16 protein-coding genes are annotated in these 19,913 nt (G+C 67.7%); 5 read left to right on the top strand and 11 right to left on the bottom strand.

The genetic code is table 11. From position 1 onward, the window contains the following. Positions 1–239 precede the first annotated feature (239 nt). Positions 240–1,217, top strand: a complete 978-nt coding sequence (locus ACOZ4I_RS17145) for an orotate phosphoribosyltransferase (protein ID WP_424001708.1) — start codon at positions 240–242, stop codon at positions 1,215–1,217. A gap of 277 nt (positions 1,218–1,494) precedes the next feature. Here the strand turns inward: ACOZ4I_RS17145 and argF are convergent, their stop codons facing one another. The 11 genes from argF to ACOZ4I_RS17090 form a co-directional block, all read right to left on the bottom strand. Further along, the gene (argF, locus tag ACOZ4I_RS17140) at positions 1,495–2,391 is read right to left on the bottom strand and encodes an ornithine carbamoyltransferase (RefSeq protein WP_424001706.1); all 897 of its coding nucleotides are present in this window, start codon (positions 2,389–2,391) and stop codon (positions 1,495–1,497) included. Position 2,392: 1 nt separating this feature from the next. Then, entirely contained in the window at positions 2,393–3,454 is a 1,062-nt protein-coding gene (locus tag ACOZ4I_RS17135) for a [LysW]-lysine hydrolase (protein WP_424001704.1), read from the bottom strand. Further along, positions 3,451–4,578 (bottom strand): aspartate aminotransferase family protein, encoded by a 1,128-nt coding sequence (locus tag ACOZ4I_RS17130; protein WP_424001702.1) that lies wholly within the window; start codon positions 4,576–4,578, stop codon positions 3,451–3,453. Before ACOZ4I_RS17130 ends, ACOZ4I_RS17135 begins: the two co-directional genes overlap by 4 nt. Next, positions 4,575–5,435: an acetylglutamate/acetylaminoadipate kinase gene (locus ACOZ4I_RS17125; protein ID WP_424001700.1), complete on the bottom strand. Its 861-nt coding sequence runs from the start codon at positions 5,433–5,435 to the stop codon at positions 4,575–4,577. The genes ACOZ4I_RS17130 and ACOZ4I_RS17125 overlap by 4 nt, the downstream gene beginning before the upstream one ends. Positions 5,436–5,453: 18 nt before the next feature. Then, a complete protein-coding gene (gene argC / locus ACOZ4I_RS17120; RefSeq protein WP_424001698.1) occupies positions 5,454–6,491 on the bottom strand; it encodes an N-acetyl-gamma-glutamyl-phosphate reductase in 1,038 nt (345 codons plus the stop codon). After that, the gene (gene lysX / locus ACOZ4I_RS17115; protein WP_424001696.1) at positions 6,488–7,417 is read right to left on the bottom strand and encodes a lysine biosynthesis protein LysX; all 930 of its coding nucleotides are present in this window, start codon (positions 7,415–7,417) and stop codon (positions 6,488–6,490) included. Before lysX ends, argC begins: the two co-directional genes overlap by 4 nt. 84 nt (positions 7,418–7,501) lie before the next feature. Beyond that, positions 7,502–7,666 carry a lysine biosynthesis protein LysW gene (lysW, locus tag ACOZ4I_RS17110; protein ID WP_162413528.1) on the bottom strand — a complete coding sequence of 55 codons (165 nt, stop codon included), beginning with the start codon at positions 7,664–7,666 and terminating at the stop codon, positions 7,502–7,504. A gap of 165 nt (positions 7,667–7,831) precedes the next feature. After that, positions 7,832–9,358 carry an argininosuccinate lyase gene (argH, locus tag ACOZ4I_RS17105; protein ID WP_424001694.1) on the bottom strand — a complete coding sequence of 509 codons (1,527 nt, stop codon included), beginning with the start codon at positions 9,356–9,358 and terminating at the stop codon, positions 7,832–7,834. A gap of 4 nt (positions 9,359–9,362) precedes the next feature. Further along, positions 9,363–10,610 (bottom strand): argininosuccinate synthase, encoded by a 1,248-nt coding sequence (locus ACOZ4I_RS17100; protein WP_424001692.1) that lies wholly within the window; start codon positions 10,608–10,610, stop codon positions 9,363–9,365. A gap of 309 nt (positions 10,611–10,919) precedes the next feature. After that, a complete protein-coding gene (locus ACOZ4I_RS17095) occupies positions 10,920–11,693 on the bottom strand; it encodes a hypothetical protein (protein WP_424001690.1) in 774 nt (257 codons plus the stop codon). A 132-nt stretch (positions 11,694–11,825) separates the two neighbouring features. Then, the gene (locus ACOZ4I_RS17090; RefSeq protein ID WP_424001688.1) at positions 11,826–12,929 is read right to left on the bottom strand and encodes a helix-turn-helix transcriptional regulator; all 1,104 of its coding nucleotides are present in this window, start codon (positions 12,927–12,929) and stop codon (positions 11,826–11,828) included. 154 nt (positions 12,930–13,083) lie between these two features. Here ACOZ4I_RS17090 and ACOZ4I_RS17085 point away from each other — a divergent pair, with 154 nt between their 5' ends. From ACOZ4I_RS17085 to ACOZ4I_RS17070, 4 genes are all read left to right on the top strand, one after another. After that, positions 13,084–13,272 (top strand): DUF7554 family protein, encoded by a 189-nt coding sequence (locus ACOZ4I_RS17085; RefSeq protein WP_424001686.1) that lies wholly within the window; start codon positions 13,084–13,086, stop codon positions 13,270–13,272. Positions 13,273–13,312: 40 nt separating this feature from the next. Beyond that, positions 13,313–13,822: a 2'-5' RNA ligase family protein gene (locus ACOZ4I_RS17080; protein WP_424001684.1), complete on the top strand. Its 510-nt coding sequence runs from the start codon at positions 13,313–13,315 to the stop codon at positions 13,820–13,822. 185 nt (positions 13,823–14,007) lie between these two features. Then, entirely contained in the window at positions 14,008–14,430 is a 423-nt protein-coding gene (locus tag ACOZ4I_RS17075) for a PPC domain-containing DNA-binding protein (protein WP_424001682.1), read from the top strand. A gap of 1 nt (position 14,431) precedes the next feature. Beyond that, on the top strand, positions 14,432–19,609 hold the full coding sequence (locus ACOZ4I_RS17070; protein WP_424001680.1) for a DNA polymerase II large subunit: 5,178 nt from the start codon (positions 14,432–14,434) through the stop codon (positions 19,607–19,609). Positions 19,610–19,913: the final 304 nt, after the last annotated feature.

Here is a 19,913-nt window from a genome sequence, read left to right as displayed (position 1 = left end):
TTCGTCTGTCGCGGCGGTGGGGACCGTCACCGAAGACAATCGAGTGAAAATGCCGTTTCGACCGCCGTGAACGCCTTTCACGTCCGATCCGAACGGCCGAGTTCGACCAGGTGACACCGGGACTATAAATCAAAGTTTTTAATATGTGGCCATGACTGTCACTCTGAAAACAAGTAAGCGCATGGCCCACTGCGACGAGCAGCCGGGGGAAATGCTAATACTTGCGATGCTAGCAAACAATGAATTACAGGAGTTTCGATCATCTCAGCGCCGATACGCAAGAGTGGATTGTCGACCTGCCGGACGACCTCGACCTGATCGTCGGCATCCCGAGAAGCGGGATGCTCGTCTCGAATCTGTTATCGCTCCATCTCAACTTACCCATGACGGACATCGAGGGCCTGCAGGAGCACCGACTGCTGCAGACCGGCGAGCGATACACCGGCGAGTTCGACATCTCGGCGTTCTCGAAGATACTGATCGTCGACGATACCGTCTACAAGGGCGGCGCGATGACCGAAGCGCGTGAGACGGTCGAATCGCTCGGCCTTCCCGCAGAGACGTACTACGGCGCGGTGTACGTCGACGAGGGGTCCGAGCGGTTCGTCGACACGTACGCCCAGACGCTCCCGTTCCCCCGTGTGTTCGAGTGGAACATGATGCACCACGACTTTCTCGCCGACGCCTGCGTCGACCTGGACGGGATCCTGTGTCGCGATCCGACCCCGGCGGAGAACGACGACGGGCCGAACTACCGAGAGTTCCTGACCACTGTCTCCCCCAAGTGCGTTCCGTCGGTCGAGATCGGCCGCATCGTGACCTGCCGGCTGGAGAAGTACCGCGAGGAGACGGCGAACTGGCTCGACGAGCACGGCATCGAATACGACGAACTGGTGATGATGCAGTACCCCGACAAGGCGGCCCGCGTCGCCGCGGGGGACCACGCCGAATACAAGGCCGACGTGTACCAGTCGACGGACGCGAAACTGTTCATCGAGAGTTCGCACACCCAGGCCCGGAAGATCGCCCGCCGGACGAGCAAGCCGGTCTACAGCAAGGAGCGCAACGTGATGCTCCGGCAGGGCTACCTCAACCGGGTCGCCCGGGAAGGGCGCGCCTCGGTCGAGGCCGTCCAGTCGGACCCCGTCCGCTACGTCAACCAACTCAAGTCAGACCCCGTCGACTTCGTCAAGCGAGCCTCGTCCGTGTTCCTGTGACGGTTGGGGTGTGAAACAGTCCCAAACGTAGCGAAAAGGCCATCGTTTCGGGTGGAGATCCCGGAGACGTCAGGGCCGAAGGCGGATGCGAACCGCTTGCGCAGTAACAAGAAAAACCGCGTCTCACGCCGTTCGACGCGTACTCACTCCTGTTCGGCCAGCCACGCTAACAGCCCCTCCGTCGGCCACCTTTTCCGCGTCGGGTCGTTCGCTACGCTCACGACCGCTCGCGCAAAACGTGGGCGAAAAACCGCGTCTCACGCCGTTCGACGCGTACTCACTCCTGTTCGGCCAGCCACGCTAACAGGCCTTTCTGGGCGTGCAGCCTGTTCTCCGCCTGATCCCAGACGATGGCGTTGTCGGACTCGATGGTCTCGTCGGTCACTTCCTCGCCGCGGTGGGCGGGGAGGCAGTGCATGAACGGGCGGTCGCCCAGCAGGTCCGGCGTGATCTGGAAGCCGTCGAAGTCTTCGAGTTTCTGGCCGCGCTGGTCCTCCTGCCCCATGCTGACCCACACGTCCGAGTAGACCACGTCGGCGTCGGCCACCGCGGCCTCGGGGTCGTGGGTCGTCTCGGGGGCGTTGCCGAAGCCGGCGGCGCGGTCGGACACGTCGTCGGAGATGCCGTAGCCCTCGGGCGTGGCGACGGTCAGGTCGAGGCCGACCATCGCCGCGCCGATGACGAACGACTGGCAGACGTTGTTGCCGTCGCCGACCCACGCGACCGACACGTCCTCGAAGTCGCCGAACTGCTCGCGGACGGTGAGCAGGTCGGCGAGCGTCTGGCAGGGGTGGGCGTCGTCGGTCAGCCCGTTGATGACCGGGACCTCGGCGTAGGCGGCCAGTTCCTCCGCGTCGGCGTGGTCGAAGACGCGCGCCATGATGAAGTCGACGTAGCGACCGAGCGCGCGGGCGGTGTCCTTGACCGGTTCGCCGTGGCCCAGGTGGATGTCGTCGGGGCCGAGGAAGACGGCGTGGCCGCCCAGTTGGGTCATCCCCGTCTCGAAGGAGACGCGGGTGCGCGTCGACGGCTTCTCGAAGATCATTCCCAGCGTCTGCTGGTCGAGCAGGTCGCTGGTGTCCCCCGCGCCGTGGTCGGCTTTGATGGCCGCGGCGCGGTCGAGGACGGTCGCCAGTTCGTCGGTCGTGAGGTCGTCGACGTCGAGTACGTCCATCTCAGTCCTCCAGCAGGCGCTCGGCGACGCTCTCCAGGACGCTGACCGAGCGGTCGTACTCGTCGAGCGGCAGGCGCTCGTTCGGTGCGTGGTCGAGGTCGGAGTCGCCGGGCCCGTAGGTCGCCATGGGACAGTCCCACGCTTTCGCGTAGACGTTCATGTCACTTGTCCCGGTCTTGCGCAGCGGCGTGGGGTCGCCGCCGTGCTGGCGGATGGCGGCCCGGAACGCCCGGGCGACGCCGGTCCGGGGGCTCTGCATTACGGGTTCAACCTTGTCGTCCCAGTGCACGGTGCCGTTCTCCAGGTAGCCGTCGGCGATCTCCCGGATCTCGCTGGTGGAGTACTCCGGCGGGACGCGCAGTTGCACGTCCATCGTCGCCTCGACGCTCAGGCCGTCGTCGGAGATGCCGCCCTGGAAGTCGACGGGCTTGCAGGTGACACGCTCGAAGACGGGGTGCCACTCGTCCTTGGCGAACTCCTCTTCGACGGCCGCCCACCAGTCCATCGCGTCCTGGATGGCGTTGTTCTCCGGGCGCGAGGAGTGGCCGGACTCGCTCGTCGCGACGAAGGTCCCGGCGAGCAGACCGCGGTAGCCGAGCGTGATGCCCTCCCAGCCGGAGGGCTCGCCGTTGACGACGGCGTCGGGGGCCGTCTCGCGGTCTTCGACGAGGTAGCGCGCGCCGCGGGAGTCGACCTCCTCGCCGACGACGCCCACGAAGGACGACCCAGTGCGGACGGCGGCCACAGCCATCGCACACAGCGGGCCCTTCGCGTCGACGCTGCCCCGACCCCACAGCACGTCGCCCTCGTCGGTCGCCTCGACGCGCACCGGGATGTCGCCCGGCACGGTGTCGATGTGCGACGTAAGGAGGACGCCGTCGTCGGCGGGCGCGCGGACGTTGCCGACCTCGTCGATCCACACCTCGCGGTCGTGGGCCTCGAAGAATTCGGCCAGGCGCTCGGCGGCCGCCGCCTCGTCGCGGGTGACGGAGGGCGTGCGGACGATTTCCTCCAGCAGGTCGCGGGCCTCGGTGTCGACTTCGTGAGTCGCGGTCTCGCTCATCCCAGCACCTCCGTCATCGCCTCGACGACGGCGTCGGCGTGGCCCTCGTCGATGGTCAGCGGCGGGAGCAGGCGGACCACGGTTCGGCCGGCCGGTAGCGCCAGCACGCCGTGGTGCAGCGCGAGGTTCTTCAGCGCCGCGTTCGCGCCGCGGCCGACCTCGACGCCGATCATCAGGCCCTCGCCGCGGATGTCACGGACCTCGTCGCCGATAGCGGACTCCAGTTCCGTCTGGAGGTACTCGCCCATCGCGGCGGCGTTGTCCGGAATCTCGTCGTCGACGAGCGTCGAGACGGTCGCGCCGGCGGCGGCGGAGATGACCGGGCCGCCGGAGAACGTCGAGGCGTGCGAGCCGTAGTTCTCGGCGATCCAGTCGCGACACAGCGTCGCGCCGACGGGGAGGCCGTTGCCCAGTCCCTTCGCCGACGTGATCATGTCGGGCGCGACGCCGGCGCGCTGGGAGTTCCAGAGCGCGCCGGTCCGGCCCATACCGGTCTGGACCTCGTCGAAGATGAGGGCCGCGCCGGCTTCCTCGGTGATCTCGCGGGCCGCTTCGAGGTACTCGGTCGAGGCGGGGTTGATGCCGCCCTCGCCCTGGACCGGCTCGACGATGAACGCGGCGGTGTCCTCGTCGACGGCCTCGGCGAGCGCGTCGGAATCGTCGTAGGGGACGAACTCCACGTCGCCGATGAGCGGCTCGTAGGGCTTCTTGTACTTGCTCTTCCACGTCGTCGCGAGCGCGCCCATCGTCCGGCCGTGGAAGCCCTGCATCGTGGCGACGATCTTCGAGTTCCCGGTGGCCGATCGGGCGAACTTCAGCGCCGCCTCGTTGGCCTCCGTCCCGGAGTTACAGAGCCACGTCTTGTCGATGGGGTCCGGCGCGGTGTCGGCGAGCAGTTCGTACAGGGCCGTCCGCTCGGCGTTCGGGTACGACGCCTGTACGTAGGTGAGCTTCTCGAGCTGTTCGCTGACGGCGTCCTGAACCGCCGGGTGGCCGTGGCCGAGCGGGACACAGGCGTACGACGCGCCCATGTCTAGGTACTCGTTTCCGTCGGCGTCGTAGACGTACGCGCCGTCGCCGCGTTCGATCTGGATGGGTTTCTCGTTGAAGACGAATCCGCTCATGTGTCTGTTTCCTCCGTCGATTGATCGTCCTGTGCGAGCGCGTCGGCGTAGACGTGCGTGCCGCCGCCGTCGAGCGCCGAGCGAATCGGTTCGTCGGCGTTGGCGTCGGCCACGACCGCCTCGGGCGCGCCGGCGTCGAGGGCCTCCTCGACGGCCATGATCTTTCGGCCCATGAAGCCCTCGGCCGCGGCTTCGAGCGCGTCCCAGTCGGCGGCCGTCTCGACGGCCTCGATGAGCGTCGCCGGGTCGTCCGGGTCCGCGTAGACGCCTTCCACGTCGGTGAGGAGGACCAGCGTCGCGTCGAGTTCGCCGGCGATGGCGGCCGCCGAGCGGTCAGCGTCGGTGTTGACGGGGATTACCTCGCCGTCATCATCTCCGGCCATGGGCGGTGCCGCGACCGGCGTGTAGCCATCCGAAAGCAGCGTCTCCAGCAGGTCGCCGTTGACCCGCTTGATGGTCCCCGAGTGGTCGCCGCGGCGGATCTTGCGCTTGCCGTCCTCGACGACCCGCACCGCGGACTTGCGTGGCCCGTACAGCAGCTTCCCGTCGACGCCATTCAGTCCGACCGCGTCGACGCCCTGGCTCTGGAGCCCGGCGACGAGCTGGGTGTTGAGGTGACCGAAGGCCATCTCGAACACTTCCATCGTCGTCTCGTCGGTGAACCGGCCGACGACGCCCGACGGCGTCTCGACGTACTCCGGTTCGACGCCGAGTCGTTCGAGCGTCTCGTCGACCTTCGTCGAGCCGCCGTGAACCACGACGACCTGCTCTCCGTCCGCTACGAGTGATGCCACGTCCGCCAGCGCCCCCGCTGGGTCAACAGCGCGAGCGCCACCGACTTTGATGACTACAGTCATGAAAACTACCTCCAGGTGTTACGGTGCGCCGACGGGGTGGAGCCCCTGGAACTCCAGGCCCGCCGTCTCTTCGATGCCGAGCGCGACGTTCGCGGCGTGAACAGCCTGTCCGGCCGACCCCTTCATCATGTTGTCGATGGCCGAGAACACGACCAGTCGCTTGTTTCCGGGGTCGAGTTCGAAGCCGACCTCGGCCCGGTTCGTGCCCGCGACCGACTTGGGCTCGGGGTAGCGGTACACGCCGCCACCGCCGGCGACGAGTTCGACGAACGGTTCGTCCTCGTACTCGCCGCGATACGCGCCCCAGAGGTCGCCCTTCGAGACCGGGCCCTCGGGGAAGACGTGACAGGTCGCGCTCGCGCCGCGGATCATGTCCACCGCGTGGACGGTGAAGGACACGTCGATGCCGAGGAACTGCTGGATCTCGGCCTCGTGGCGGTGGCCCGTGGGCGCGTACGGGCGGACGACGCCCGAGCGCTCGGGGTGGCTCGACGCCTCGCCGCCGCCGGCCCCGCCCTCGCTGGAGCCGACCTTCACGTCGACGACGACCTGCTCGTCGCCGGAGAGGATGTCGGCCTCGAACAGCGGCAGCAGGCCCAGGATCGTCGCCGTGGCGTTACAGCCGCCGGAGGCGATGAGGTCCGCGCCTTCGAGGTTGTCGCGGTTGAGTTCCGGCAGCGCGTACTCGCTGTCGGCGAGCAGGTCCGGACGCGTGTGGCCGTCGTACCACTCGTCGTACTGTGCTTCGGTGTCCAGCCGGAAGTCGGCGGAGAGGTCCACGACGGTGCCGGCGGCCTCCTGGAAGCTGTCGATCTGCTCCATCGAGACGCCGTGGGGCGTCGCGGCGAACAGCACGTCCACGGATTCTAAGTCCTCCGGCGAGGAGAAGCGCAGATCCGAGTGCCGGAGGTTCGGGTGGGCGTGCCCGATGGTCTTGTTCTCCTTCGAGCGGCTGGTCGCCTGTGCCAGTTCGAACTCGGGGTGGCCGTCGAGCAGGCGGAGCAGTTCCCCGCCCGTGAAGCCCGAACCGCCGACGACGCTCGCGGTGTACGTCATGCGGTCACCTCGGCGTCGGCGCCGGTCGCGGCCCGCTGTTCGAGCCAGTCGACGACGGCGGCGGGCACGTCGATGTCCGTGACCTCGTTCAGCGCCTTGAACTCGACGGTGTGGTTGACCTCGTGGACGGTGTAGTCCTCGAACTCACGCGCTCGCGGCTCGTCGCCGCTCGCGTCCTGGGTGTCGCGTTGCGACACCCCAACCTCCATGAGGTCGATGCCGAGCAGCCCGCCACCGACGGCGTCGGAGGCCTTCTCGACCAGTTCGAGCGCGCGGTCGTCGAGTTCGAAGGTGTCCGTCTCGGCGCCCTTCGCGGCGTTGGTGAGCCAGTGGTCCGACGAGCGGACCATCGCCGCGACCGGCTCGCCGTCGGTGGCGAGCACGCGGATGTCGCGGCCAGGCTTCTCGACGAACTCCTGGACGTAGAAGATCTTGTGCTCGTAGTGGCCGAGGGTCTCCTTGTGTTCGAGGATGGCCTCGGCTGCCGAGCGCGAGTCGATCTTCGCCATCAGACGGCCCCACGAGCCCACGACGGGCTTGAGGACGCAGGGGTAGCCGAACTTCTCGATGGACTCCAGCGCGGCGTCCTTGGTAAAGGCCACGTCGGTGTCCGGCGTCGGGACGCCGGCCGCCTCCAGCGCGAGGCTGTTGTTGACCTTGTCCGCGCAGGTGTCGGCCACGTCCGGCCCGTTGACCACGGGGACGCCGTAGGCCTTCGCGAACTTCGTCGCGTACACGGAGCGGCTGGTGGCCAGACAGCGGTCGACGACGATGTCGAGGTCGTCGAACGCCTCGGGGGCCTCGCTGATGTTGAACTGCTGTTTGCGGACGTCGATCTTCTCGATCTCGTGGTCGCGCTCGCGCAGTTCCGACAGCAGGAGCTTCTCGTCCCGTCGGATGCGCGAGTAGAGGATTCCGACTTTCATGCTTCGTCCTCCGTCAGTTCGCGGCTCGCGGCCACAGGCGCCACGGTCGGATACGGCGCAGTGCGCCGCGCCACCGCGAACACCTCACTCACCCCAGTCCTCTTCGAGCTCGGGCGCGCTGTCGAGCTCGACGGGGTCGGTACCGACGACTTCCAGTTCGGCACCGCAGGTCGCACAGTCAACGATCTCTCCGACTTCGAGGTCGTCGTGCAGGGTCACGTCGGCCCCACACTCGATGCATTCTGCCATTGTGGTTCACAATCGTTCAGCGTACCACTTAAAGGCTTCGAACTTATCAGAATACAATTATGACATAGACGGCACGCTAACGCTTCCAAAAGGCAATATCCGCGACGTGACTGATACGAATATCAGAATTATGGTACTAAATCCCCTCGCGGGGATGGCGGTCGTTCAGGCATAGCGATCCACCTCCGTACGGCGTCGGTCGCGCGCCCGCTCGACGGCCCGTCGCCGGTCGGCGAGCGCTTCGTCGTCGACGGCGATGACGTCCTCGGCGGCCGACACCTGCGCGTCGACGGCGTCGGGGGCCGGCCCGCCGCGGGAGTCGCGCATGGCGACGCTCTCGGCGGGGTCGAGCGCGGCTTCGAGCGCCTCGCGGTCGACGTAGGCCGAGAGCGGGTCGCCGAGCACGTCCTCGGCGACGGCGGACAGCGCCTCGTAGTCGGGCGCGTCCTCGCCGGCCGCCAGTCCCGCCGCGGCTTCCGCGACGACCTCGTGGGCCGTCCTGAAGGGGACGCCGGCCATCGCCAGCAGGTCGGCCACGCCGGTCGCGGTTGCGAACCCGTCGGTGGCCGCGGCTTCGAGTGTCTCGGCGGGCCAGTCGGCCGTCGCGACCGCGCCCGCGGCGACTTCCACGCTCTCGGTGACGCTGTCGATGGCGTCCCAGGCGTGGCGGCCGGCGCGCTGGAGGTCGCGGTTGTAGGCGCGGGGCTGGCCCTTGAGGTTGGTCAGCAGGCCGTTCAGCCCGGCGACGGCGTCGCCGGTGCGCCCGCGGACCAGTTCCAGCGTGTCGGGATTTTTCTTCTGGGGCATGATCGACGACGTCGAGGCGTAGTCGTCGTGGAGGTCGACGTGGCCCTTGCTCGCCATCACGACCACGTCCTCGGCCAGCCCCGAGAGCGTCGTCGCCAGCGTCGCGACGGCGCTCGTCGTCTCGACGAGGAAGTCACGCGTCGCCGAGGCGTCCATCGAGTTCTCCGCGACCGAGTCGAACCCGAGCAGTTCGGCGGTGCGCTCGCGGTCCACGTCGAAGGGCGTCCCGGCGAAGGCGGCCGAGCCCAGCGGGTTCTGATTGATTCGTTCGTAGGCATCGAGCAGACGCGCGGTGTCGCGCCGGAGCGCCTGTTCGTAGGAGAGCACCCAGTGGGCGACCGTCGTCGGCTGTGCGGGCTGGAGGTGCGTATAGCCCGGCATCACCGTCTCGCGCTCGCTACGAGCCACGTCGAGTAACTGCTCGCGCGCGCCCACGACCGTCTCGATCAGGTCGAGCACGTCCGCACGCAGGCGGTAGCGGATGCAGGCCGCCACCTCGTCGTTGCGCGAGCGGGCGGTGTGCATCTTCCCGCCGTCGGGACCGACGCGCTCGATGACCGCGCTCTCGATGGCCTCGTGGACGTCCTCGCCGTCGGGGAGCGCGCCGTGACCGGCCTGCTCCACGTCGTCGAGCGCGGCGAGGATCTCGCCGGCCGTCTCGCTGTCGACGATCTCCTGCTCCGCGAGCATCACGACGTGGGCGCGGTCGACGGCCAGGTCGGCCGCGAAGATGCGCTCGTCGTCGGCGAGCGAGGAGAGGAACGAGCGGGCGGGGCCGCCGGCGAAGCGCTCGCGGCGGATGACGGTCTCGTCGCCGCCGTTCGCGTCTGCCGCGGCCTCGTCGCCGTCGGCCTCGCTCGCGTCGCGGTCCCCGCCGTCGCTCATCGGTCTACTCCTCCGCGCCCTCGCCGCTGCCGTCCGTGACGGCGGCGCCTTTCTTCGCGTCTTCGAGGATCTTGTTGGCGAGGCGGGACTGGAAGCCGTGGTACTTCGCGACGCCGGTGGCGTCCTGCTGGGTGATGCCGCCGGAGACGTCCTCCTCGTCGAAGGAGGCCGCCGACTCGCTGTAGACCGCGTAGTCGGACTCGCGCGAGACCGGGCGGCAGTGGCCGCCTTCGAGTTTCACGGTGACGGTGCCGGTGACGCGCTCGTTCGTGTCGTCGATGAACGCTTCGAGCGCGCCGGTCAGCGGCGCGTCGACGAGACCCTGGTAGGCCTTCTGGGACCACTCCTGGTCGACCTGGGCCTTGAACTGGCGCTCCTCCTGGGTGAGGACGAGGCCTTCGAGGGCCTCGTGGGCCGTCAGCAGGACGGTGGCCGCGGGGTGCTCGTAGTTTTCTCTCACTTTGAGCCCGAGCATGCGGTCTTCCATCATGTCCGTGCGGCCGATGCCGTGCGCGCCCGCCTGCTCGTTGAGTTGCTCGATGAGTTCGACCTTGTTCAGGTCCTCGCCGTCGACGGCGACGGCCTCGCCCTCCTCGAACTCGATCTCGACGAGTTCGGCGTCCTTGTCGGAGGGGTTCTCGGTCCACTTGTAGATGTCGTCGGCGGGGATGGTGCTCGGGTCCTCCAGTTCGGAGCCCTCGATGGAGCGGCTCCAGAGGTTCGTGTCGATGGAGTAACGGCCGCCGTCGCCGCCCTCGACGGGCAGGCCCTTCTCCGCGGCGTACTCGTTTTCCCACTCGCGGGTCAGCCCGAGTTCGCGGACCGGCGCGATGACGTCGAGGTCGGAGTCGCGCCAGATGGCCTCGAAGCGGAGCTGGTCGTTACCCTTGCCGGTACAGCCGTGGGCGACGGCCGAACAGCCCTCCTCTTCGGCGACTTCGAGGATGGCCTTGGCGATGACCGGGCGCGCGAGGGCGGTCCCGAGCGGGTAGCCCTGGTAGTCGGCGTTGGCCTTGACGGCCTCGATACAGAGGTCGGCGAACTCCGCCTTGGCGTCGACGACGAACTGCTCGACGCCCAGCGCCTCGGCGGTCTCCTCGGCCTCCTCGAACTCGTAGTCGGGCTGGCCGACGTCGACGGTGACGCCGACGACCTCGTCGTAGCCGTACTCCTCTTTCAGCAGCGATACGCAGACTGTCGTGTCGAGCCCGCCGGAGAAGGCGAGCGCGACGGTACCGTTTCCTTCTGGCATGGATAGTTACTGGGTGGGTTCCGTGGTGTGACTGTCGGTTTGGCGTGACGCGCCGGACAGTCGACCGGCGGCGCTTGGGGACGAGACGAACCGTGAGTCAGAATGTGGATAGTAGTGGGCCTAGCAGAGGCCCGGTCGTCGTCGGCGGCGTGGGGAAAAGCGGACGGACCCCTCGCTGTCCGCGGCGAGCGGCAGGGTATCGAGGGTCCGCGTCATGTACTTGCGACTACTGCGAGTCGGCTACTAATAGCTTCCGTGTTGCGGGCGGTGTGTGTATGCGCCACAGCCGCAGGTTCGGGCCGGCCGTGTCTACCGGTCGCTCTGGCCGTCGGTCGAGGGCCGGTCGGTGCTGTTCGTCGGCGCGTCCGTCGGCGTCTCGGCGTCCGGTCGACGGTCCGTCGCGTTCTGCTGGGGCGCGTCGCCGGCCGGGCCGGACTGCCGGTCCGACGCCGTACGATTTCCTCGGTCGGTCGGTCCGTCACCAACCACGCCGGGGCGGGCCTGCTCACCCACGCCGGGACCTGCGACCTCCCGTGCGATGGCGGCCACTTCGGGGCCGCTCAGTTCGTCCGCTCGCTGGGCGAGCGTCCGAATCGCGGCCGCGTCGACGCCGTTCCGTTCGAGCGCCGCGGCGGGGAGTCGGCTGGCTGTCTCGTTCGTCTGGCCGACCAGTCGCTCGACCGTCCGCGTCTCGGCGTGAAGCCGCGCGACCTTCGCGCGGTACTCACCCGTGGTCATCGAGCCGTTCGCGCGAGCGCGTTCGAGCGACTGTTTGCGCCGTTCGAGTTCGGCGAGGCGCTGTCGGGAGTCGGTCAGTTGCTCGGCGACGACGGCCGCCTTCGCGTCGTCGGTGGCCGCTCGCGCCACGCGGTGGCCGTACGTCCGCGACTGCACGTCGCCGTCGAGTTCCGCTTCCTGCACGCCGACGACGCCGGCCAGCTGTGCGCCCGGGGCGGCCGTCGCGTTCTTGGCCGCGCGCTCGGCGTCCGTCGCGGTTTCCTGTGCCATCGTGGCGACCGGCACCGCGGCGAGCGCGCTCACCACGAGCAAGAGTGCCACAGTGACCGGGGTCGCTCGTCTCATCACGTCTGGGATATCGCCCCCGAAGATCGTATAAATAGCCGGTCGTCGCCCCGGATTCACGCCGATTAAGCCGGATTAAATCGCCCGACAGCGACGTCTCGAGTCGCCGAGGGGCGTGAACCGTCGATAGAGTTATGTACTCTCCTCGTCGTCCGAGTCGGCGGCGTCCCCGTTCCCGCCGGTCAGGTCGGTGTCCGGGAGCGTCACGACGTTCTCGCGGCCGATGCGGAAGGTCTCGACCGCCTCGTCGTCCCGCAGACCGCTGATGACCTGACTGGTCTTGGCGTCGGTCCAGTCCAGTTCGCTCGCGACCTGTTGCTGCTTGAGTCGGCCGCCGTTCGCTTCGAGCAACTGGACGACCTGCTCCTCGTTGCTCAGGAGATCCGGCGGCGGGGCCTCCGCATCGGCACCCCCGTCCGCGTCGTCCGGCGGCGGGCTCGCTGCGTCCGCAGTGGTGTCCGTCGACTTCGTCGGTTCGGACCGATCCGCCGGTTCGTCGTCACGGGAAAGTCCGTATCGCCGGACAGCGTAGGCCGCCGCGACGAGAGCGAGCAGGGCGAGCGCCCCGCCGACGAGCAGCGTACTCGATCCGCCGTCATCGGACGCGGCGGACCCGCTGGTGACGACGACGCGGGGTTCGTCCGCGCCGAACTCCTGCTGGCCGCGCCACGTGACGGACGTGTTGGTCCGTTCGTCCGGCGACGGAGTGACGCGCTCGGCTTGGTACGCGGACGGCCAGCGCACCGTCAGCGAGGTCTCCCCGTCGAGGAACAGCCCCGAGAGTGAGTCGCCGATTTCGAGTCGGCCGCCCGAGGCCGCGGCGAAGTTCGTCCACGTGAACCGGTAGGTTACGACGCCGTAGGTCTGGCCGAGCGTCTCGGTCCGCGTACTGACAGTGACGTTCTCGATAGCCATCTCGCGCCCGGTGGCGTTCTCGGCCGCGCGTGCGGTGCGCTCCATGCGCCCCGCGAAGCGGTCCGTGTACGCCGACGAGTTGGCACGGATGTCGGCCTGCAGATCCTCGAACGCCGCCGTCTCGTTGTCGTCAGCCAACCGGACGCGGTAGGCCACCGCCCAGTCCGCGTTCCCGTCGGCTGCCACGTCCGCGGTCATCACGACCACGTCGGGATCGACCGACTGCTGGTCGAGCGCACCGAACCCGGCTCCGGTCGCCGTCGGGACGAGCAGCGCTACGACGACGATTCCGACCGCCACCGCTCCGAACGTCCGACCCATTCTACCGCGGCTTCCCGCTCGGCGGGTATATGGTTTATTGCCGATCGTGCGACGCGCTACCGAAGCGACTGCCGTGGGATTCGGCGCTACGGCCAAGCAGCGGTCGGCCCCGACAGCCACAAGGGGTTTGGCGCGCCCGCTCGACTCGTCGCCTATGAACAGAGCAGAACTCGACGTGGACACCCTCCTGAAGGTCGTCCTCGCGCTGGTCGTCGTCTGGCTGGCGCTGGAGATACTAGATGTCGTCCTCGGGCTGTTGACCGGTCTACTCGGGTTCCTCCAGCCGCTTCTCGGCGTGATTCTGGTCGTCCTCATCGTCCTCTGGCTGGTCGACCGGCTGTAGGACCGCGCTCCTTTTGCCGACGCCCGCCGTCCGCCGGGGTGTGTACAGCCTCAACGTCCCGCTACCGTCGGCGGTCACGTCGCTGGCGGCCGACCTCGCGACCGAGCTACCGCTGGCCCGGGCGCGGAGCCGGGGCGAACACACCCTCGTCGCCAAGCGTCTGGGCGGCGGCGACCACGCGGCCTACGCGCGACTGGAAGGGCAGGCGCGGGATTCGCTGCGCGGCCAGCCGACGTTCGAGGCGGCTGTGACGGGCGTCGGGCAGTTCGAGGCGGCCGCGACCGGGCCGTCACCGGTGGTGTACCTCGCGGTGGAGAGCCCGGGACTGGTCGCGCTCCACGAGCGCCTCTGCGAGCGGTTCGATCCAGTCGAGGGGCTCGAAGGCGAAGACTACGTCCCGCACGTGACGATCGCGCGCGGCGGCGACGCCGCGGCGGCCCGGCGGCTGGTCGAGCGGGACGTCGAGCCGGTCCGGTGGTCGGTCGACGCGCTCGCCTTCTTCGACGCCGATCGCGGGCAGGAAGTAAGTCGGGTCTCGCTCCCGGCGTGACGTGGCGAGCGCTGTCCAGTAGGTGTGGCGAACAGGCGGCACACGTCGCTCCCGGCGCGTCGTGCCACACGACCGCGTCTCGTGCCGGGGCGGGAGTCAGGCCACAGCACCGCTGGTTCCGGCTTTCGATATAAACGTCGGGTCGAAAGCAACGCTTTTGGACCGGCCTGTCGTTCAGTACGCATATGGATTATCGGGAAGTCGACAGCACGTCCGAGTACGTCTGCCGGCTGGAGCACGGGGCCGACTGGCGCGAGGAGATCGAGACGTTCGCCGACAGGCGGAGCATCGACGCCGGCTTCTTCTACGGCCTCGGCGCGGTGCAGGACGCCGAACTGATGTTCTACGACCAGGACCGCACCGAGTACGACTCGATGACGTTCGACGAGCCCCTGGAGGTCGCCGCCTGCATGGGGAACGTCTCGCACCTGGAGGGCGAGCGTTTCGCTCACACGCACGCGGTGCTCTCGCGACCGGACGGCGAGGCCATCGCCGGCCACCTGAACCGCGCGACCGTCTGGGCGGGCGAGCTGTACGTCCGCGCGTTCGACGCGAAACTGCAGCGAGAACACGACGACGCGACGGACCTCGACCTCTGGAACGTCTAGCATGCGGGAGGTCGACGAACGGTACTTCGAAACGCTCGAAAGCCAGCTCGAGGACGCCTTCGACGTGGCCGAGCGGGCGAAACAGCGCGGCGGCGACCCGAAGCCGGAGGTCGAGATTCCGACCGCGCGCGACATGGCCGACCGCGTCGAGAACATCCTCGGCATCGAGGGCGTCGCCGAGCGCGTCCGCGAACTGGAGGGCCAGATGTCCCGCGAAGAGGCGGCGCTGGAACTGGTCGACGACTTCGTCGAGGGGACCGTCGGCGACTACGACAGCCGAGAAGGCAAGGTCGAGGGCGCGGTCCGGACCGCCGTCGCCCTGCTGACCGAGGGCGTCGTCGCCGCCCCCATCGAGGGCATCGACCGCGTCGAACTGCTGGAGAACGACGACGGCACGGAGTTCATCAACGTCTACTACGCCGGCCCGATCCGCTCTGCCGGCGGGACGGCCCAGGCCCTCTCGGTGCTGGTCGCGGACTACGCCCGTGCGCTGCTGGGCATCGACCAGTACAAGGCCCGCGACGAGGAGATCGGTCGCTACGCCGAGGAGGTCGACCTCTACGACAAGGACACCGGCCTGCAGTACTCGCCCAAGGAGAAGGAGACGAAGTTCATCGCCGAGCACATGCCCATCATGCTCGACGGCGAGGCGACCGGCGACGAGGAGGTGTCGGGCTACCGGGACCTCGAACGCGTCGACTCGAACTCGCCCCGTGGCGGGATGTGTCTGGTGCTGGCCGAGGGAATCGCGCTCAAGGCCCCGAAGATCCAGCGCTACACGCGGAACCTGGACGAGGTCGACTGGCCGTGGCTCCAGGACCTCATCGACGGGACCATCGGAGAGAGCGAGGCCGACCAGGAGGGTGGGTCGGACGACGAGGGCGGCGACGACGCGAGCGATGCGGACGCCGGAGAGGGCGACGACGCTGAGGCCGCCGACGAATCGGAGGAGCAGCCTGGCCCGCCCCGGGTCGACCCCGCGAAGAAGTACCTGCGAGACCTCATCGCCGGCCGACCGGTGTTCTCGCACCCGTCGAAGCCGGGCGGCTTCCGCCTGCGCTACGGACGGGCACGGAACCACGGCTTCGCGACGGCGGGCGTCCACCCGGCAACGATGCACCTCGTCGACGACTTCCTCGCGACCGGGACCCAGATCAAGACCGAGCGGCCGGGGAAGGCCGCCGGCGTCGTCCCCGTCGACACCATCGAGGGGCCGACCGTGCGCCTCGCGAACGGCGAGGTCCGGCGCATCGACGACGCCGAGGAGGCCCTGGAAGTGCGCAACGGCGTCGAGAAGATCATCGACCTCGGCGAGTACCTCGTCAACTACGGCGAGTTCGTCGAGAACAACCACCCGCTCGCGCCGGCCTCCTACACCGTCGAGTGGTGGAGCCAGGACTTCGACGCCGCGGGCGCGGACGTCCAGGCGATGCGGGACTCCCCGCGGATCGACCTCGACGACCCGAGCGCGGACCAGGCCCTCGAGTGGGCCACCGAGTACGATGCGCCGCTGCACCCGAAGTACACCTACCTCTGGCACGACGTGAGCGTCGAGCAGGTGGGCGCACTCGCCGACGCCGTCGAGGACGGCCGCATCGCACAGGCCGACGGCGCGTACGCCGACCCGCAGGCGGAGGACGCGGTTGTCGACGACCACAGCGACGACGGCGCGCTGGTCCTCCCGCGGACGGACGCCGTCCAGGAGACGCTCGAACACTTGCTGGTCGAGCACACGCAGGACGACGACACGATTACCGTCACCGACTGGGTCCCGCTGGTCCGGACGCTCGGATTCACCCGGTCGCTGGAGCGCGACTGGACGCTTGCCGACCTCTCCGAGCACGCGCGGACCTACGGCGAGAGCGAGTCGATCGACGCTATCGGCGTCTCACCGGACGCCGAACCCGAAGACGGGCAGAACGCTATCGAGGCCATCACCGAGATTGCGCCCTTCGAGGTCCGCGAGCGCGCGCCGACCCGCATCGGCAACCGGATGGGCCGCCCGGAGAAGTCAGAGCGCCGGGACCTCTCGCCGGCCGTCCACACGCTCAGCCCCATCGGCGAGGCCGGCGGCGCACAGCGCGACGTGGCGAAGGCCACGAAACACGCAGACGACATGAGCGACACGCCCGGCCGCGTCGAGGTCGAGATCGCCCGCCGGCGCTGTCGGGACTGCGACACCGAGACCCACCACGCCTGCTGTCCAGAATGCGGCACCACGGCGGACCCGGTGTACGTCTGCCCCGACTGCGAATCTGAGGTCGACCCGGACGAGTCCGGCCGCGCGGAGTGCCCCCGCTGCGAGACGCTGGCCTCGCCAACGCAATACAAGGAACTGGACCTCCGGGCGGCCTACCGCGACGCCTTGGAGAGCGTCGGCGAGCGCGAGACCGCCTTCGACACGCTGAAAGCCGTCAAGGGGCTGACCTCCGGCGAGAAGGTCCCCGAGCCCATGGAGAAGGGCATTCTCCGGGCGAAACACGACGTGTCGGCGTTCAAAGACGGCACCGTCCGCTACGACATGACGGACCTGCCCGTGACCGCCGTCCGGCCGGCCGAACTGGACGTGACCGCCGACCGACTCCGGGCGCTTGGCTACGACGAGGACATCCACGGCGACCCGCTGACCCACGACGACCAGCTGGTCGAACTCAAAGTTCAGGACATCGTCCTCTCGGACGGCGCGGCCGAGCACATGCTCCAGACCGCCCGGTTCGTCGACGACCTGCTGGAGCAGTACTACGGCCTGGACCGGTTCTACGAGTTCGACGACCGCGAGGACCTCGTCGGCGAACTCGTCTTCGGGATGGCCCCCCACACCAGCGCGGCGACCGTCGGCCGCGTCGTCGGCTTCACATCAGCTGCCGTCGGGTATGCACATCCGTATTTTCACGCGGCTAAGCGTCGTAACTGCTTCCATCCGGAGACGAAACTCTGGTACGAGAACGAGAGCAACGAGTGGCGCTACGACGATATCGCGGCGTTCGTCGAGGAACGCCTGGACGACCCGACGGAAGACGACTTCGGCACGCTCGTCGCGGAACTCGACGGGGAGGTTCGAGTTCCATCGCTGGACGAAGACGGGAACGTCGTTCGGAAACCGGTCGAAGCTGTGTCAAAACACCCGTCGCCCGACCATCTCATCACCGTCGAAACGCGGAGCGGTCGTGAGGTCACAGTCACGCCCGACCACGAAATGCACGTCTTCGACGGCGACGGACTCACGAGCAAACGGGCGAGCGAACTTACCACGTCCGATTCGCTAGTGAAACCCAAAGCGGTCGACATCGAAGGCACCGGTGCTCGGTTCGACCTCCTCGAAGAGTTCATCGACTGCGACGACGTCCCCGACGAGTCGCTCATGGTGAAAGGCCTGGACAAAGAGGAGCTCTACGACTTCTTTACGGAGGCGCTCGAAGCAGATTGGGAGGGGACGTTCTATCCATTGAAGAGCACAGCAGAGTTCCTCGGGCTCAGCAAGAAGGCACTGAGCAACTACGTCTACCGAGAGAGTCTGCCCGTCTCTCTGCTGGTCGACCTGGTCGGCACGGCAGAGGCCGTCGTCGAGCGACTCCCGGAAGACATCAGGCTCGGCATGAAGCGCGACTCCGTCGAAATCGACCGGTTCGTCGGGCTCGACGAGGACCTCGCGACTCTACTTGGCTACTACGCGGCAGAGGGGTTTGCTCGCGAGCAGTCGACGGCGAAAGGGACGATTCATCAGACGACAATCTCGGGAGATGAGACGGAGGCACGCGACTTCTTTGTCGAAGCGTTCGAGGACGCGCTCGGCGTCGACGCCTTCCGAGAGAACGATGTGAAGGTCACCGTTTCGGGGCGACTGCCACGCGTATTCTTCGAGACGGTGCTCGGTTGTGGAACGGGTTCGAAGGACAAGCGAGTGCCACCGTGCATTTTCGACGCGCCCGATAGTCTCGTTACCGCGTATCTCAGCGGCTATTTCAGCGGTGACGGGACGGTTGAGAAGAACGCCCTAGCGGTATCGGCGACGACAGTCAGTCGGGAACTGAAAGAGGATCTGTTCGCCTTGCTCACTCGCCTTGGGATCACGGCACGTGTCACTACCCACGATCCTGTTCCGCTCGTCGAGAAATTCCCGGACTTCTACGATATTGACGACGAATCGATGTCGGCACCATCGTACGTTCTCCACATCACGTCGACCGATGCCGTTCGTTTCGCGGAGACGGTTGACTTACACCTCTCGCGAAAACGGAATCGACTGGCCAAACACGTTACGGAGACGACACCGGCCGGGCGGCGGGTCTTCGACGGCGGGAGCGGTGAGTATCTGGTCGACGAGATTACCGACGTCACGCCGGTCCAGTCAGACGCCGACCACACGTACTGTCTCACCGTTGCTGACACGCACTCGTTGATTGCGAACGACACATCGCAAAAGCAGTGTGACGGCGACGAAGACTGCGTCATGCTCCTGATGGACGGTCTGCTGAACTTCTCGCGGAAGTTCCTGCCGGACAAGCGCGGCGGGCGGATGGACGCGCCGCTGGTGATGTCCTCCCGCATCGACCCCAGCGAGATCGACGACGAGGCCCACAACATGGACATCATGGCGACCTATCCCCGCGAGTTCTACGAGGCCACGCGGGAGCTGAAAGACCCGACGGAGGTCGAGGACGTGATGAAGATCGCCGAGGAGACGCTGGGGACCGACCGCGAGTACACGGAGTTCATGCACACCCACGACACGACGAACATCGCGGCGGGGCCTGACCTCTCGGCGTACAAGACGCTCGGGTCGATGGAGGACAAGATGGACGCCCAGCTAGAGATTTCCCGGAAGCTGCGGGCCGTCGTCGAGAGCGACGTGGCCGAGCGCATCATCGAGTATCACTTCCTGCCGGACCTCATCGGGAACCTCCGGGCGTTCTCCAGACAGGAGGTCCGGTGTCTGGACTGCGGGGAGTCGTTCCGGCGCGCTCCGCTGACCGGCGACTGCCGGGAGTGCGGCGGCCGGGTGAACCTCACGGTCCACGAGGGGTCGGTCAACAAGTACATCGACACGGCCATCCGCGTCGCCGATGAGTTCGGCGCGCGCGACTACACGAAACAGCGACTCGAAGTCCTCGAACAGTCGATCGAGTCGGTGTTCGAAGACGACCACAACAAGCAGTCCGGCATCGCGGACTTCATGTAACGCGCCGGGCTGACGACCCTCACGGTTCGCGTTCCACTGACGAGCAGGCCGATTGTTGCCAGCGGGAAGCGGGAGCGAGCAACGCGTCGAGAGCGGGGCGACTGACGGGCGCGTGACAGTCGTCCGACGGGTATTTTTGGCCGTGGCAGCACTCCAGTCGGTATGGCCTCGTCCCGCAGCACAGTGTCGACAATCGACTCCGGGGACCGGTCGGGCTCCTCGGTACCATCGTCCCGACAGACGCCGAGTACGATCTATCAGCTACAGATCGCGATGTTACGCTCGCAGATCGCGATGCTCGAAA

The sequence above is a fragment of the Haloarcula salina genome, assembly GCF_049603855.1.
GTDB classification, from domain to species: domain Archaea; phylum Halobacteriota; class Halobacteria; order Halobacteriales; family Haloarculaceae; genus Haloarcula; species Haloarcula salina_A.
This window is presented reverse-complemented; position numbering and strand designations above follow the sequence as displayed.

Coding starts and splice junctions, on each gene's coding strand:
- argH (WP_424001694.1), bottom strand. CDS start 9,358: ATGAGCGACGGCGGGGACCGCGACGCGAGCGAGGCCGACGGCGACGAG.
- ACOZ4I_RS17085 (WP_424001686.1), top strand. CDS start 13,084: ATGAACAGAGCAGAACTCGACGTGGACACCCTCCTGAAGGTCGTCCTC.
- argF (WP_424001706.1), bottom strand. CDS start 2,391: ATGGACGTACTCGACGTCGACGACCTCACGACCGACGAACTGGCGACC.
- lysX (WP_424001696.1), bottom strand. CDS start 7,417: ATGAAAGTCGGAATCCTCTACTCGCGCATCCGACGGGACGAGAAGCTC.
- ACOZ4I_RS17090 (WP_424001688.1), bottom strand. CDS start 12,929: ATGGGTCGGACGTTCGGAGCGGTGGCGGTCGGAATCGTCGTCGTAGCG.
- ACOZ4I_RS17145 (WP_424001708.1), top strand. CDS start 240: ATGAATTACAGGAGTTTCGATCATCTCAGCGCCGATACGCAAGAGTGG.
- ACOZ4I_RS17135 (WP_424001704.1), bottom strand. CDS start 3,454: ATGAGCGAGACCGCGACTCACGAAGTCGACACCGAGGCCCGCGACCTG.
- ACOZ4I_RS17075 (WP_424001682.1), top strand. CDS start 14,008: ATGGATTATCGGGAAGTCGACAGCACGTCCGAGTACGTCTGCCGGCTG.
- lysW (WP_162413528.1), bottom strand. CDS start 7,666: ATGGCAGAATGCATCGAGTGTGGGGCCGACGTGACCCTGCACGACGAC.
- ACOZ4I_RS17130 (WP_424001702.1), bottom strand. CDS start 4,578: ATGAGCGGATTCGTCTTCAACGAGAAACCCATCCAGATCGAACGCGGC.
- ACOZ4I_RS17095 (WP_424001690.1), bottom strand. CDS start 11,693: ATGAGACGAGCGACCCCGGTCACTGTGGCACTCTTGCTCGTGGTGAGC.
- ACOZ4I_RS17125 (WP_424001700.1), bottom strand. CDS start 5,435: ATGACTGTAGTCATCAAAGTCGGTGGCGCTCGCGCTGTTGACCCAGCG.
- argC (WP_424001698.1), bottom strand. CDS start 6,491: ATGACGTACACCGCGAGCGTCGTCGGCGGTTCGGGCTTCACGGGCGGG.
- ACOZ4I_RS17100 (WP_424001692.1), bottom strand. CDS start 10,610: ATGCCAGAAGGAAACGGTACCGTCGCGCTCGCCTTCTCCGGCGGGCTC.
- ACOZ4I_RS17070 (WP_424001680.1), top strand. CDS start 14,432: ATGCGGGAGGTCGACGAACGGTACTTCGAAACGCTCGAAAGCCAGCTC.